The sequence below is a fragment of the Prevotella aurantiaca genome (genome assembly GCF_015262605.1).
GTDB classification, from domain to species: Bacteria; Bacteroidota; Bacteroidia; order Bacteroidales; family Bacteroidaceae; genus Prevotella; species Prevotella aurantiaca.
On the sequence record NZ_JABZSJ010000010.1, the window covers coordinates 12,966 to 26,987 of the forward strand.

The 14,022-nt window shown below is 41.5% G+C and carries 11 protein-coding genes; 6 read left to right on the top strand and 5 right to left on the bottom strand.

Annotated features, from left to right (window positions below; translation table 11 throughout):
• Positions 1-19: 19 nt before the first annotated feature.
• Both HXN26_RS03220 and HXN26_RS03225 read right to left on the bottom strand, forming a co-directional pair.
• Positions 20-1,060 carry a glycosyltransferase family 9 protein gene (locus HXN26_RS03220; protein WP_273158652.1) on the bottom strand — a complete coding sequence of 347 codons (1,041 nt, stop codon included), beginning with the start codon at positions 1,058-1,060 and terminating at the stop codon, positions 20-22.
• Positions 1,061-1,063: 3 nt separating this feature from the next.
• Positions 1,064-1,666: a DUF4254 domain-containing protein gene (locus tag HXN26_RS03225; protein WP_273158654.1), complete on the bottom strand. Its 603-nt coding sequence runs from the start codon at positions 1,664-1,666 to the stop codon at positions 1,064-1,066.
• A gap of 366 nt (positions 1,667-2,032) precedes the next feature.
• Between HXN26_RS03225 and HXN26_RS03230 the strand changes: the two genes are divergently transcribed.
• The 5 genes from HXN26_RS03230 to lgt all read left to right on the top strand — a co-directional run bounded on the left by HXN26_RS03230 (position 2,033) and on the right by lgt (position 6,844).
• Complete coding sequence (locus tag HXN26_RS03230) at positions 2,033-2,269, top strand: acyl carrier protein (protein ID WP_004365096.1); 237 nt, start codon at positions 2,033-2,035, stop codon at positions 2,267-2,269.
• A gap of 259 nt (positions 2,270-2,528) precedes the next feature.
• The gene (fabF, locus tag HXN26_RS03235; protein ID WP_025000295.1) at positions 2,529-3,791 is read left to right on the top strand and encodes a beta-ketoacyl-ACP synthase II; all 1,263 of its coding nucleotides are present in this window, start codon (positions 2,529-2,531) and stop codon (positions 3,789-3,791) included.
• The gene (gene rnc, locus HXN26_RS03240) at positions 3,781-4,740 is read left to right on the top strand and encodes a ribonuclease III (protein ID WP_273158666.1); all 960 of its coding nucleotides are present in this window, start codon (positions 3,781-3,783) and stop codon (positions 4,738-4,740) included. The genes fabF and rnc overlap by 11 nt, the downstream gene beginning before the upstream one ends.
• A gap of 138 nt (positions 4,741-4,878) precedes the next feature.
• Positions 4,879-5,982, top strand: coding sequence for a redox-regulated ATPase YchF (ychF, locus tag HXN26_RS03245; RefSeq protein WP_273158668.1), 1,104 nt, complete (start codon positions 4,879-4,881; stop codon positions 5,980-5,982).
• 19 nt (positions 5,983-6,001) lie between these two features.
• The gene (gene lgt, locus HXN26_RS03250) at positions 6,002-6,844 is read left to right on the top strand and encodes a prolipoprotein diacylglyceryl transferase (RefSeq protein WP_025000298.1); all 843 of its coding nucleotides are present in this window, start codon (positions 6,002-6,004) and stop codon (positions 6,842-6,844) included.
• Positions 6,845-7,213: 369 nt separating this feature from the next.
• Here the strand turns inward: lgt and mutS are convergent, their stop codons facing one another.
• Both mutS and HXN26_RS03260 read right to left on the bottom strand, forming a co-directional pair.
• Complete coding sequence (gene mutS, locus HXN26_RS03255) at positions 7,214-9,880, bottom strand: DNA mismatch repair protein MutS (RefSeq protein WP_273158669.1); 2,667 nt, start codon at positions 9,878-9,880, stop codon at positions 7,214-7,216.
• Positions 9,881-10,011: 131 nt separating this feature from the next.
• A complete protein-coding gene (locus HXN26_RS03260) occupies positions 10,012-11,505 on the bottom strand; it encodes a DUF3943 domain-containing protein (protein ID WP_273158670.1) in 1,494 nt (497 codons plus the stop codon).
• Positions 11,506-12,046: 541 nt separating this feature from the next.
• Here HXN26_RS03260 and HXN26_RS03265 point away from each other — a divergent pair.
• Positions 12,047-12,364, top strand: coding sequence for a heavy metal-binding domain-containing protein (locus HXN26_RS03265; protein WP_025000300.1), 318 nt, complete (start codon positions 12,047-12,049; stop codon positions 12,362-12,364).
• 116 nt (positions 12,365-12,480) lie between these two features.
• Here the strand turns inward: HXN26_RS03265 and cysS are convergent, their stop codons facing one another.
• A complete protein-coding gene (gene cysS / locus HXN26_RS03270; protein WP_273158671.1) occupies positions 12,481-13,968 on the bottom strand; it encodes a cysteine--tRNA ligase in 1,488 nt (495 codons plus the stop codon).
• Positions 13,969-14,022: the final 54 nt, after the last annotated feature.

Below are 14,022 nucleotides of genomic sequence, written 5' to 3' on the forward strand. Positions count from 1 at the left end.
GGTTGTAAAATAAACTAAATTACAAGTTTAACCGTTCAATAATGGCATTTGGACTAATACTATTCATGCATTTAAAGTCGCCACGGTGGCACGGTTTGTTACCGAATACAGAGCAAGGGCGACATTCCAATTCGGTGTTTTGCACGGCATCTTCCTCTTTTTGGTTCCAACCGAGGAACCCACAGTAAGGGTGAGTGGCTCCCCAGACGCTTACAACACGCGTTCCAACGAGAGAAGCAAGATGCATATTGGCACTGTCCATAGAAATCATGGCATCAAGATGGCTAATTAAAATAAGCTCTTCGTTAAGTCCATGCAGCACTTCAGAAGCGCAAATGCAGCCTTTATACTTTGATGCCCATGTGTTAAGGATTTGTTTTTCTTCCTTTCCGCCTCCAAAAAAGAACATGCGGAGATTGGGATATTTCGTAGAAAGCACCTTTACAACTTCTTCCATCTTCTCTTTTGGATACATCTTTCCATTGTGAGCAGCAAAAGGAGCAATACCTATCCAGCGTTCGCCATTAGGTTTTTCACCTATTATATTAGGGAGCTGTGAGAGCTGGTTGCCACCATTTGCAAATAAAGAGTTATAAGAAAGATTGATGGGATAGCCCAATTTAGTTAATACTTCTGCATAGTTTTGGAACGATGTGGGCTGTTGTTCCATAACTTTATCCTTTTTCCGGCACAGCTTTCGCTTACCATTCTTGTGCTTATCAATGTGTGCTGTTTTGTTTCCTGCAAGGAAAAAGCGTATTCTTATGTATTTTGAGCGTAGCACATTATGGAAATCGGCAATGGCTGTAGGCTGTTTTGCCTTCAGCCTGCCGTATAGTTGGTTCAGTCCCTTGATGCCTTTGTATTCGTTTTTCAAGTCAGCTGCAAAGAAATCTACATTCTTTGGCATATTGCTGAAAAATGCTTGGGCAAATGGACGAGAAATAACGCTGATGCGAAGATTGGGATATTGATGTGCAAGAGAATAGACCACAGGGACCGTCATAGCAACGTCGCCCATAGCAGAGAAGCGTATGATGATGATGTGGTTGGTCTTCACCTTTTACTTTTTGTATAGTACAGGGTTGGTAGCAGGGTCGTTGTACATCTTCATTTGGCGATAAACCTTCATGTATTTACGTCCTGCTTGGATGTCATCAAGCAATTGGTCGATAGCAGTTCCTAGGTCTACTTGTTGTTCAAGTAGTACGTTCAACTTGTTTTTGCACTTTTGAATGTGTTCTGCAGAGGCATCGGTGCGTTCAGCTTGCTCCTTCATATGATATATTTTGAGTGCAAGAATAGACAAACGGTCTACTGCCCATGCTGGACTTTCAGTATTGATGGTAGCTCCTTCTTGTACTTTCACGTCAGAATATAATTGGCGGAAGTATGAGTCAATCTGTTCTACAAGGTCTGTACGGTCTTGGTTAGAACGGTCAATACGACGCTTTAGACTCATTCCATCTTCTGGAGCGATGTGCGGATCGCGTATAAGGTCTTCGAAATGCCACTGAACTGTATCAATCCAGCACTTCAAATACAATCTGTTTTCAATAGAATCTCTTTCGTATGGATTATTAATAGGTGTGTCTACATTGTCCGTGATGTGGTAATCGCGGATAGCTTGACTAAAAATCTCATTACAATGTTCCGTGAATGACATATTTTTTCTCTTTTTATTTTTTCTGCAAATATAGCTCAAATAAATCATATACACAAAATAAAAGCAAGGCATTTTTACATATGAAAGACCCTTTATGATAAAAGATATATTACAACGATACACGAAAGGTGGTTAAAATGATTCACCGAAGAAGTACAAGTAAGTTTCTAATCATCTGTTATAATGTATTGATTTAGCGCAATATAATAGCAAAAGTGCTATTTTTATTGCACAAATGCATATAGTTTGTGCATAGATAAGTGCTTTTTTAAGCAAAAAATTTGCGTGTATGGAAAAATTATCTTTCCTTTGCAGCCGAATTTTAGAGTTAGAAAGTTAATATTAAACATTTTAAAACTTACGATTATGTCAGAAATTGAATCAAAGGTAAAAGCAATTATCGTAGATAAGCTTGGTGTAGACGAAGCAGAAGTTAAGCCAGAAGCAAGTTTCACAAACGACCTCGGCGCTGATTCTTTGGATACAGTTGAACTTATTATGGAGTTTGAGAAGGAATTTGGTATCTCTATTCCAGACGATAAGGCAGAAAAGATTGCTACTGTAGGCGATGCCATTGCTTATATCCAAGAGAACGCAAAGTAAGAAGATATATAAATGATGGTTGGGAGCTTCGGCTTCCAACTAACTTTTAATCTTTAACATTTACTTATTTCTTACTTAGGTTTCGTTCATTCAGAGTCTAAGACAAGAAAAGGAAGTTAAGGAGTTAAGCTAATCGTTTTACTTACGTTTTAGAACTGTTATAGTAGAACTTATTGCTTAACTCCTTAATTTTATTCTCTGAAAAGAAACCAAAGGCGTCTCGTAAAATCACGATGACAGAATTTAAATTAGCAAATTAATGGAACTAAAAAGAGTAGTAGTAACAGGACTTGGTGCAGTTACTCCATTGGGAAACAATCCTGAAGAAACATGGAAAGCAATGCTCGAAGGTAAGAGTGGTGCTGGTCCTATTACTAAATTCGATACAACTAATTTTAAAACAAAGTTCGCTTGTGAGGTAAAAGACCTTAATGTGAACGATTATATCGATCGTAAAGAGGCACGTAAACTAGACCGTTATACACAATTGGCACTCGTTAGTGCTATTCAAGGCGTAGAAGATTGTGGAATAGATTTGGAAAAAGCAGATAAAAACCGCATAGGTGTGGTTTATGGTGTAGGTATTGGTGGTATCAAAACCTTTGAAGAGGAAATCAGTTATTATGCTCTTCATAGAGAAGATGGTCCTAAGTTCAATCCTTTCTTTATACCAAAGATGATTGCCGACATTGCTTCTGGACACATTAGCATTCGTTTCGGTTTCCATGGTCCTAACTTTACCACAACATCGGCTTGTGCTTCATCTACAAATGCCATTGGTGCAGCGTTCAATTTAATTCGATTGGGCAAAGCTGATATGATTATTAGTGGTGGAGCTGAGGCTGCTATTACCGAATCAGGAGTAGGTGGCTTTAATGCAATGCACGCCCTTTCAACTCGCAATGACGATGCAGAACATGCTTCTCGTCCTTTCTCTGCAAGCCGTGATGGCTTTGTTATGGGTGAAGGAGCAGGCTGTTTAGTTCTCGAAGAGTTGGAACACGCAAAGGCTCGTGGCGCTAAGATATACGCAGAGTTGGTTGGTGAAGGCGAATCAGCCGATGCTCACCACATCACAGCGTCACATCCAGAAGGTTTAGGAGCGCACTTGGTAATGCAAGCAGCTCTCGATGATGCAGGTTTGAAGCCTGAAGACATCGACTATATCAATGTTCATGGTACATCAACTCCTGTAGGTGACGTATCAGAAGTAAAGGCTATTGCTCAGCTTTTCGGTGAATCAGCCTTCAAACTCAATATTTCGTCAACAAAGAGTATGACTGGACACTTGCTTGGAGCTGCTGGTGCAGTTGAAGCAATGGCTTGTGTGCTCTCTGTTCAAAACGATATTATCCCTCCAACCATTAACCATGAAGAGGAAGATAAGGACGAAGAAATTGACTACAACCTGAATTTTACGTTCAATAAGGCCCAGAAACGCGAAGTACGTGCTGCACTTAGCAATACATTCGGCTTTGGAGGCCACAATGCTTGCGTGATTTTCAAGAAGTATGCTGAATAAAATTATCGATAGAATAAAGCTCCCTTTCCGCAAGGAAAAGGAGCTTTATTTGTCTTTATACCAAATAATAGGGGTGCTTCCCCATAACCTTTCCTATTATAAAACCGCTCTTTTGCACAAGAGTGTGGCTCGAAGGAACGAGAAAGGGAAGCCCGTTAATAACGAACGCTTAGAGTTTCTGGGCGATGCCATATTAGATGCCATTGTGGGCGATATTGTTTATGCGCGCTTTCCTGGTAAACGTGAAGGCTTTCTCACCAATACTCGCTCGAAGATTGTGCAGCGCGAGACCCTTAATAGATTAGCCAACGACTTGGGAATAACGAAGTTAATCTTATCGAGTGGACATTCTCAATCACACAATAGCTATCTAGGTGGTAATGCTTTTGAGGCTTTAGTGGGCGCATTATACCTTGACCATGGCTACACAGCCTGCATGAAGTTTATGCAACGACAAATCTTAGGCGACCTTATCAATATTGATAAGCTAGCTTATAAGGAGGTAAACTTCAAGTCAAAGCTTATAGAATGGACACAGAAACACAAGGTTTGCCTTGAGTTTAAGCCGCTTTCTTTCGGTAAGGATAAGGAAGGTAGCCCTACTTTTAGCTTCCAAGTTGTGCTGGAAGGCATTGCTTGTGGTGAAGGAAATGGCTATTCGAAGAAAGAAAGTCAGCAAGAAGCTGCTAAAGTAACCCTCCAACGTATTCGTAAAGAGGCAAAGTTTGCTGATAAAATCTTTGCTGCCAAGAAGCAACGCATTGCTTTGGAAGAACCAGGAAGTTCCAATACTATTGAAACAACGGAGGAAGAGGCACTTATTTTGCAATCGTCTGTTGAACCAAACGATACCCTTTCTGTTGTAGATGAGCAAGAACAAGTTTCTGTTACCGAAATTGACGAGAAGGAAAGCATAATAGCTGAGGCTGAAGCGAAGGCGTTTGAATAAAGCTATAATAGCAATACGGCCAAACGCAAAGTATCCCGAAGAATTGAAATTGAAGTGTAAAATAATGTTCTTTTGGTAATCAATATCAAAATAAAGCAGTATTTTTGCACTACAAAGAAATAAACGTTTATTTAGAATATGGCATTAAAATGTGGTATAGTAGGTTTGCCAAACGTTGGCAAATCTACACTTTTCAACTGTCTGAGCAGTGCCAAAGCACAGGCAGCAAACTTTCCTTTTTGTACAATTGAACCTAACTTGGGTGTTATCACTGTGCCCGATGAGCGCTTGAACAAGCTCGCTGAGATTGTTCACCCCGGCCGAATTGTGCCTGCTACCTGCGAGATAGTAGACATTGCTGGTCTTGTTAAGGGTGCAAGTAAGGGCGAAGGACTGGGCAATAAGTTCCTTGGCAACATTCGAGAGTGTGATGCAATTATTCATGTTATACGCTGTTTCGAAGACGATAACATCGTTCGTGAAGGTGGAGCAGCCGTAAATCCAGTTGAAGACAAAGAGATTATAGATACCGAACTTCAGCTTAAGGACCTTGAAACCATCGAGGCTCAGCTTGCTAAACAACAGAAAGTAGCTGCTGCAGGCAACAAAGATGCTAAGGTTATGGTAACCGTCCTTGAAGCTTACAAGGCTGTTTTGGAGCAAGGAAAGAATGCTCGTAGCGTGCAATTCGATAGTAAAGAAGAGCAACAAGCGGCTCACGATCTTTTCCTTCTTACTACAAAGCCTGTTCTTTACGTTTGTAATGTAGACGAAAACAGTGCCAAAGATGGTAACGAATACAGCAAGCAAGTAGAGAAAATAGCTGCTGAGGAAGGTGCAGAAGCGATGATTATTGCTGCAAAGACGGAAGAAGACATTGCATCGTTGGAGAGTTACGAAGACAAGAAGCTCTTCCTCGACGAGCTTGGATTGGAGCAAAGTGGTGTAAACCGCCTCATCAATAAGGCTTATCACCTCTTGAATCTTCAGACATTCATCACCGCAGGCGAGATGGAAGTAAAGGCATGGACATTCCATAAAGGCTGGAAAGCTCCTCAATGTGCAGGTGTTATCCATACAGACTTTGAGAAAGGATTCATTCGTGCAGAGGTTATTAAGTACGAAGACTATCTCAAGTATGGTTCTGAAGCAGCCGTTCGCGAAGCTGGAAAGCTTGGTGTAGAAGGCAAAGAATACATTGTTCAAGACGGAGACATCATGCATTTCCGTTTCAACGTATAATTTTAAGGAGGATTAAATAATGCTGAATAATCTGCTTTATATAGCATGGCAGCCTAACGAATACCTTGTACGCTTCGGCTCGATGGGCATTCGTTGGTATGGAATGTGCTGGCTTGTGGGCTTTGCCGTTGCATATCTCCTTATGAGATGGCTTTTTAGACGCCACAAGATAGCCGACGAAAAGTTCGAGCCTATGTTTCTTTACGTCTTCCTTGGGGCGTTTATAGGTGCTCGTTTGGGTCATTGTTTCTTTTACGAACCTAAGGAATTCTTCGATTCATGGCAGCATTTTATAGAGATTTTCCTTCCAATTAAGTTCCTTGCAGGCGGTGGTTGGAAGTTCGTAGGCTATCAAGGATTAGCTTCTCATGGTGGTGTTGTCGGCCTCCTCGTAGGTCTTTACCTTTATATAAAGCGTACAAAGCTGAATGCTTGGGTGGTTTTAGACTTTATGGGCATCTGCTCTACCGTAACATCGGTGTTTATTCGCTTGGGCAATCTAATGAATTCGGAGATTATAGGAAAGGTAACTGACGTGCCTTGGGCGTTCATCTTCTACGATGTTGATACTTATCCACGCCACCCAGGACAACTTTACGAGGCGATAGCTTACTTTGTTTTCTTCTGGATAATCTTCCTTATTTATAGAAAATATCCTAAGAAAGTGGGCACAGGACTTTACTTCGGACTATGTCTTGCGCTGATTTTCACTTTCCGTTTTTTTATCGAATACACGAAGGAAGTACAAGTAGACTTCGAATCAAATCTGCCTATTGATATGGGACAGATACTCAGTATACCATTCGTAATACTGGGAGTATGGTCGATTATGAGGTCGAGAGGTAAGGAATACAACGGCTAAAGTAATTGAACAATACCAGAAATAATTCACAATGACGGCTCTGCAAGTTTATTGCAGAGCCGTTATTGTTAGTGGGCAGAAAGGTTCTTATAAAACTTTATGGAGGAAACAAATTACTTATTGTAGCCTTCGGACATGAACTAAAGGCTGGTTTGGTTTTATATCAAAGATACTTTGTTTTTGTAAAGAAAACAGTATAAAATAACAATAGAACCACTTTGACTTTACAAAAGCGGCTGTTTTGCGATGCAATATAGGCTCTTTTACCGTGCAAAACAGCCGCTTTTGGAACGCAAAACAATGGGTTTTGCAATACTTTGATACAGAGATAGTTAAGCGATAAATATTATTGAAATAAATCTTTACACTTTATTTACTGTTCGGAAGTACAATTCGCTTGATTTCGTTGAGCTTGTTCAATGCCTCAACAGGCGTAAGGTTGTTGATATCTAAGCCTATAATCTCGTCTCGTATCTGCGTTAATACAGGGTCGTCAAGTTGGAAGAACGAAAGCTGAACCCCTTCCCTACTCTGCTCAAGCTTCTCTGCTGATGGCTTTCCTACGCTACCTACCTGCGCATTGTCGGTCTCCAATTCTTTCAAAACAACATTGGCACGCTTTACAATCGACTTCGGCATACCTGCAATGTCGGCAACATGGATACCAAAAGAATGCTCGCTACCACCTCGTTCTAACTTTCTTACGAAGATAATCTTGCCGTCTAACTCCTTCACAGATACGTTAAAGTTCTTTATTCTTCGGAAACTCTTGGCCATTTCGTTAAGCTCATGGTAGTGCGTAGCGAAGAGAGTACGAGCCGTTGCACGTGGTTGTTCGTGCAGATACTCTACGATTGCCCAAGCAATGCTGATACCATCGTAGGTGCTTGTGCCTCGTCCCAGCTCGTCGAACAATACCAACGAGCGAGGCGTAACATTGTTTAGAATGTTCGATGCTTCGGTCATTTCAACCATAAACGTAGACTCTCCAAGCGAAATATTATCGGAAGCACCCACTCGAGTGAATACTTTATCGACCAAACCTATTCTCGCACTCTCTGCGGGAACGAAACAACCAACCTGCGCCAATAGTACTATGAGAGCGGTTTGACGCAACAGAGCCGATTTACCAGCCATATTAGGACCAGTTATCATCATTATCTGCTGTTGCTCGTTGTCGAGATATACATCGTTCGGAATGTATTGTTCGCCAAGCGGAAGTTGAGTTTCTATCACAGGGTGGCGACCTTTCTTGATGTCAATTACCAAACTATCGTCTACCGAAGGGCGTACATACTTGTTTTCTTCAGCTATGTTTGCGAATGACAATAGGCAGTCGAGGCGTGCCACGAGGTTGGCATTGATTTGTATTTGAGGGATAAACTCCTGCATATCCTGTACCAATTCGTTGAAAAGACGCGCTTCGAGAGCGAGTATTTTCTCGTCGGCACCAAGTATTTTAGCTTCGTATTCCTTCAGTTCTGGGGTGATATAGCGCTCTGCTTGTGCAAGGGTTTGCTTGCGAATCCAGTCCGCTGGCACCTTATCCTTAAAAGTATTGCGCACCTCAAGGTAGTATCCGAAAACGTTGTTGAAGCCAATTTTCAGCGAATTGATGCCTGTTTGAGCCGCTTCTTTCTCTTGAATGTCAAGCAAAACCTGCTTTCCATTGTCGCGAATCGACCTCAATTCGTCCAGTTCAGCGTTGAAACCATGTGCTATAACGTCGCCTTTAGCAATCAGTTGTGGCGGTTCTGGCTTAATTTCTTGCTCTATTCGGTCTCTAATCGACTCGCAAAGATTCAGTTGTTCGCCTACTCTCTTCAGCGCATCGTTGTTTGCATAGAGGCAAGCGGACTTGATTGGCAGTATAGCACGTAGGGCAATCTTCAGCTGAACAACCTCTCTCGGCGACACTCGGCCTGCTGCTACTTTCGAAATAATGCGTTCCAAGTCGCCCATACGGTGGAGTTGGTCGTTCAGGCATTGGCGGAAATCGGGTTCACGGAAGTAGTATTCCACTATATCCAAACGCTCGTTAATGGGCTTTACGTCCTTTAATGGGAACACAAGCCAGCGATGCAGCATTCTGCCACCCATTGGAGTAATGGTTCGGTCTACCACGTTGAGCAGCGAAGAACCATCTTCTTGCATTGGCGCAACAAGTTCTAAGGAACGAATAGTAAAGCGGTCGAGTCGCACATACTTCTCTTCTTCAATGCGAGCGAGCGATGTTATGTGGTTAATATTAGTATGCTGGGTAAGTTCTAAGTACTGCATAATAGCCCCAGCAGCTATTACTCCGTTGTTAAGATGGTCTACACCGAAACCCTTCAGATTCTTTGTTCCGAAGTGTTTCAGCAGTTTCTGGCGTGCAGAAAGGTCGGTAAACACCCAGTCTTCCATTTCATACACACACAGGCGTGTACCGAAATGGCGTTCAAAGTCAGACTTTCGGGCACGGTCGTACAGCACTTCCTTTGGCGAAAAGTTGCCAATGAGCTTTTCAACATAGTCAAATGTGCCCTCACCGGTAAGGAATTCTCCTGTAGAAATGTCGAGAAAGCTAACTCCGCACGCCCCTTTTCCGAAGTGAACAGCCGCCAAGAAGTTGTTTTCCTTATAGTTTAGCACGTTGTCTCCCATAGCAACGCCCGGTGTAACAAGCTCTGTTATACCTCGTCGCACCATTTTGTCTTCGGCAGACAAGCCCCGTTTGCCCTTTAAAGCCTCACGTTTCTTCTTCGGATCTTCGAGTTGGTCGCATATTGCAACGCGTTTTCCAGCACGAATAAGCTTTGGTAAGAAGGTATCAAGCGCATGATGGGGAAATCCAGCCATCTCATCTCCAGCGGCAGCACCATTATTTCGTCGTGTCAAAGTAATGCCGAGGATTTTAGAAGCTTCTATGGCATCGTCGCAATACGTTTCGTAGAAGTCGCCACACCTAAAGAGCAATAATGCATCGGGGTGCTTTTCTTTCATCGAAAAGAATTGTCGCATCATCGGAGTGAGCCCTTTGTTGTCTTTTGCCATATTGTTTTTACCTTTCTTACCTTTCGTTATCGTAATTCGTGAAATGCAAAAATACGAATTTTCAGCATACTTTCCAAACGATAATCAATTTATTTAGACTTGGTTTAATGGTCTGTTTTATGAACTCAGCACTATAATTTGAAACCGATTCCAAGCCTTACATCGTAGGTTGTTGTATGACAATTGGGCCGATAATGATAATGAAAATTGCGGAAAACAAATAGCGAAGAAGCTGCCATAAACCAATGTTTAGATAGTGAAATCTCTATTTTGGGTTGTAAAAGAAAGGTTATTACCTTGCCACGGTCGCCCAAAACACTGTAATCAATGTATTCTTTAGCCTCATCTTCGTCTTCGTAACCATGCCAAGAGAATAGTCTTTTTAAGTCGGCGAGTAGGCTAAAGCGAGCAATAGAGCCATAATTGAAACCAGAAAAGCTTTTAATACTATAGCCACTGCCTAAGCTATACTCGCGATTATAGCGGTTGTTGTGATAGTCGGATAGGGCACCACCCAACAAAACACCATTGAAGTAAAGTTCAGAAAAGCATTTTAGCAGTCCTAAATGGTAATACCAAGCTACACCAAGTCCCATACTTGCAGCTTCAGACACTTTGTATGGCACTGTTCCATTGATGGAATCGGTTGAATAAAAGTCGAAATTTTGATACAATCCTATGGTTGTCGTGCTATGTTTGCTTTGTAATAATGGCCAGTTGCGTAGTTGTCCGATGATATTAGCATTACTTACGAGTGATTGTTCCATACCTGGACTGAGCCCTAAGTTAGCTCTAAAGAAGTCGTAAGGGCGTTTATTTGATGCTTCAACGGGCGAACCATAATCAAAACTAATGTTGAAAACGGTGCGATAATGTGGTTTTACTCCTGCATTATGGCTGTCGAGCATTTGTATATTAGTAAGAATGGAACAGTCAAGCGGTATATTTGTAGTTGTTTCCAGCTTGCTTTGACTTTTCGATACACGGAAAGCTTCACCCGATATTAAGCGAGTAAAGCCCCGAGAAGGGTTTATTATTGTACCGATTACTTCGCTTACAACACGTTGAAAACCACGTTTGCGGTTATCGAAAATGCGGTCTGAAACCCTATGCAGTACCTCCCCCATTGCCAATCCGCCCGCTGATGTTGTTATAAAGTCGTTGATAGACGGGCGTTCCATTTCTCCGCTGATTTCCCACATTACGCTTCCAAGAGCTACATAAGGTATGGTTTCAACGTAAGACAAGCCATTACTGCGTGCTGCATTATAGTATATTGAGCCATGATAGGGGTGTAAGAACATGTTAGTCCTAAAGATATCGCTGTCCCAATACCACTTTTTGGGCGATAGATTCCTGCTTATCGTTTTCGAAGTAACTTTCGAATAAGGAGTATCGAGTATGTATCTGTCAAAAGCAAGAATACTAAGATTAGCCGCAACAACTTGTGTTGCTGCGCACCAAGGATTCTTCCGAACAACAATTGTATCGGGAATAGAGTCTTTCTGCTGTGTTCTCTCTATTGAAACTGTATCCTTATACGTGTCAAGTAATGTATTGCTGCCAATGAGGCCTATTTGAGTGGCAAACAAGTTGGCAAGCAAAAGTATATTTGCAAGTAGCACTTGTGTTATATTTATTGCTACAAAGGTAGATAATACTTAGAGAATTGCTTAAAAGAACAGATTTTTTTAACTACAATTACGACATTCAGCGCTCTTCATAGATATTTTAACGAGTGCTTAATGTTACTCGAAAAATAATATATTGGTTTTACTTTTCTGAATAGAAAAAATCTCTTTTATTTCTTATTTCATATGTGATGATTAAACAATAAGAATGTAAAGATTTTACATAAGATGTAGTATTGTGTAACAAGCTTGTTATCAGTGTTTTGCAATAGAGCCTGTTTTGCATTGTAAAACAGGCTCTATTGCACGGCAAAAGTGCCTATATTGTCGTGCAAAACAGGCACTATTACAAAACGAAATAACTTATGTCGTTTTCTAATAAAGAAATCTTTACAAAATCAATGCTATTATGTGAACTTTTAATTCAATTTTTTAAGAGAAGGCAGAAGATTACTATAATTTTTAGAAAAGTATTCCGTTATAATGGTAACGCAGTCAAAGCGATTGCCAATAAAAACTTAAAGAATAACAGATTATGATTCTTACAACAACTCCAAACATCGAAGGTTATAAGATTTTAGAGTACAAAGGACTTGTAACGGGTGAAACAATTATTGGTGCTAACTTTATAAAAGACATCTTTGCAGGTATCAGAGACATTGTAGGCGGACGAAGCAAGTCGTACGAAAAGGTGTTGCAGGAAGGCAAGGAGACTTCTATTCAAGAAATGATGCAACGTGCACAGGAATTGGGTGCAAACGCTATTGTGGGCATCGACATCGATTATGAGACAGTAGGGCAGGGCGGTTCGATGCTGATGGTGGCTGTTTCGGGCACCGCAGTGCGTATATAATAAGTCTTTAGCACATATATAATAAAAGGAGTTAAAGCGTAAAGAGAACTTTGAAGAGGTTGTTTTTAATCCTCTTTATTCCCTTTACGCTTTAACTCCTTTGTAGTTTTCAGCCTTTATTTATCCAACTTCCAAGTTACACCGTCCTTGGTATCTTTTACTTGGAAGCCAGCTTCAGCAAGTGCATCGCGTATTTGGTCGCTTACAGCCCAGTCTTTATTGGCTTTTGCTTTTGCGCGTAAATCGAGCACCATGTCCACTACTTTGCCGTAAGCAGCCTCTCTTGCGTCATTGTTAGCGCCACGTTCGTTTATCAAACCCAGTATATCGAAAGCAAAAAGGCTCATGGTTTCGCTGAGTTCCTTTAAGTCTTCTTTGCTAATTTGCGCTTTATGGTCGATAAGAAGATTCACTATGTGGCACGCTTCGAATAGGTTTGAGATGACAGCAGGGGTCATAAGGTCATCGTTCATCGCATCGTAACACTTTTGTCGCAGTGCTGCAACAAACTTTTTAGTATTCTCATCGCTTGCAGTAGCGGCTTGAATACGCTTCAAATCCTCTATAGCGTTCATCAATCTTTCGTATCCTTTCTGTGCAGCTTGTAGGGCTTCGTTTGAGAAATCTACCGTTCCGCGATAGTGAGCAGATAGGATAAAGAAACGAATCGTCATAGGAGAGTAAGCCTGTTGTAACGTTTCGTGGTTGCCAGTGAAGAACTGTTCCAGCGTAATGAAGTTGTTTAACGACTTACCCATCTTCTGTCCGTTGATGGTTATCATGTTATTGTGCATCCAATACTTCACCATTTGCTCGCCTTGGGCTGCTACTGCCTGTGCAATTTCGCACTCATGGTGTGGGAAAACCAAGTCCATTCCACCTCCATGTATATCAAAATGCTTGCCAAGGTACTTCCTTCCCATCGCCGTACACTCACAATGCCAGCCTGGGAAGCCCTCACTCCAAGGCGAAGGCCATCGCATTATGTGCTCAGGCATAGCCCTTTTCCATAAAGCAAAGTCTACTTGGTTTCGCTTTTCGCCCACTCCGTTAAGCTCACGCGAGTTGTTTATCATGTCATTAAGGTTACGACCAGACAGAATACCATAACGATGGTCCTTGTCAAACTTAACTACGTCGAAGTAAATGCTGCCGTTACTCTCGTAAGCGTAACCGTTTTGCATTATCTCCTTAACGAGTTCTTCTTGCTCTATAATGTGTCCTGTAGCGTGAGGCTCTATTGATGGCGGCAGAACATTAAGCGAACGCATTGCATCATGATAGCGATTGGTGTAGAATTGCGCTATTTCCATAGGCTCAAGTTGCTCCAATCGTGCTTTCTTTGCTATCTTATCGTCGCCTTCATCAGCGTCGTGCTCTAAGTGTCCTACGTCAGTTATGTTGCGAACATAGCGCACTTTATAGCCAATATGCTGTAGATAGCGAAACAAAATATCGAATGTTATTGATGGACGGGCGTGTCCCAAGTGTGGATCACCATATACAGTAGGACCACAAACATACATTCCGACATTCGGAGCAGCTATCGGCTGGAAGCGTTCCTTCTGCCGATGCAATGTATTATATATAACTAAATTCTGCATTTGCTTAGTTCTTTATCATTAATAATAGGTGCAAATTTACAAAATAAATAGGAG

Bases quoted from the DNA above. Each gene is read 5' to 3' on its own strand.
- HXN26_RS03225 (WP_273158654.1), bottom strand. From the start codon at position 1,666: ATGTCATTCACGGAACATTGTAATGAGATTTTTAGTCAAGCTATCCGC.
- lgt (WP_025000298.1), top strand. From the start codon at position 6,002: ATGCTGAATAATCTGCTTTATATAGCATGGCAGCCTAACGAATACCTT.
- cysS (WP_273158671.1), bottom strand. From the start codon at position 13,968: ATGCAGAATTTAGTTATATATAATACATTGCATCGGCAGAAGGAACGC.
- mutS (WP_273158669.1), bottom strand. From the start codon at position 9,880: ATGGCAAAAGACAACAAAGGGCTCACTCCGATGATGCGACAATTCTTT.
- rnc (WP_273158666.1), top strand. From the start codon at position 3,781: ATGCTGAATAAAATTATCGATAGAATAAAGCTCCCTTTCCGCAAGGAA.
- HXN26_RS03230 (WP_004365096.1), top strand. From the start codon at position 2,033: ATGTCAGAAATTGAATCAAAGGTAAAAGCAATTATCGTAGATAAGCTT.
- HXN26_RS03265 (WP_025000300.1), top strand. From the start codon at position 12,047: ATGATTCTTACAACAACTCCAAACATCGAAGGTTATAAGATTTTAGAG.
- ychF (WP_273158668.1), top strand. From the start codon at position 4,879: ATGGCATTAAAATGTGGTATAGTAGGTTTGCCAAACGTTGGCAAATCT.
- fabF (WP_025000295.1), top strand. From the start codon at position 2,529: ATGGAACTAAAAAGAGTAGTAGTAACAGGACTTGGTGCAGTTACTCCA.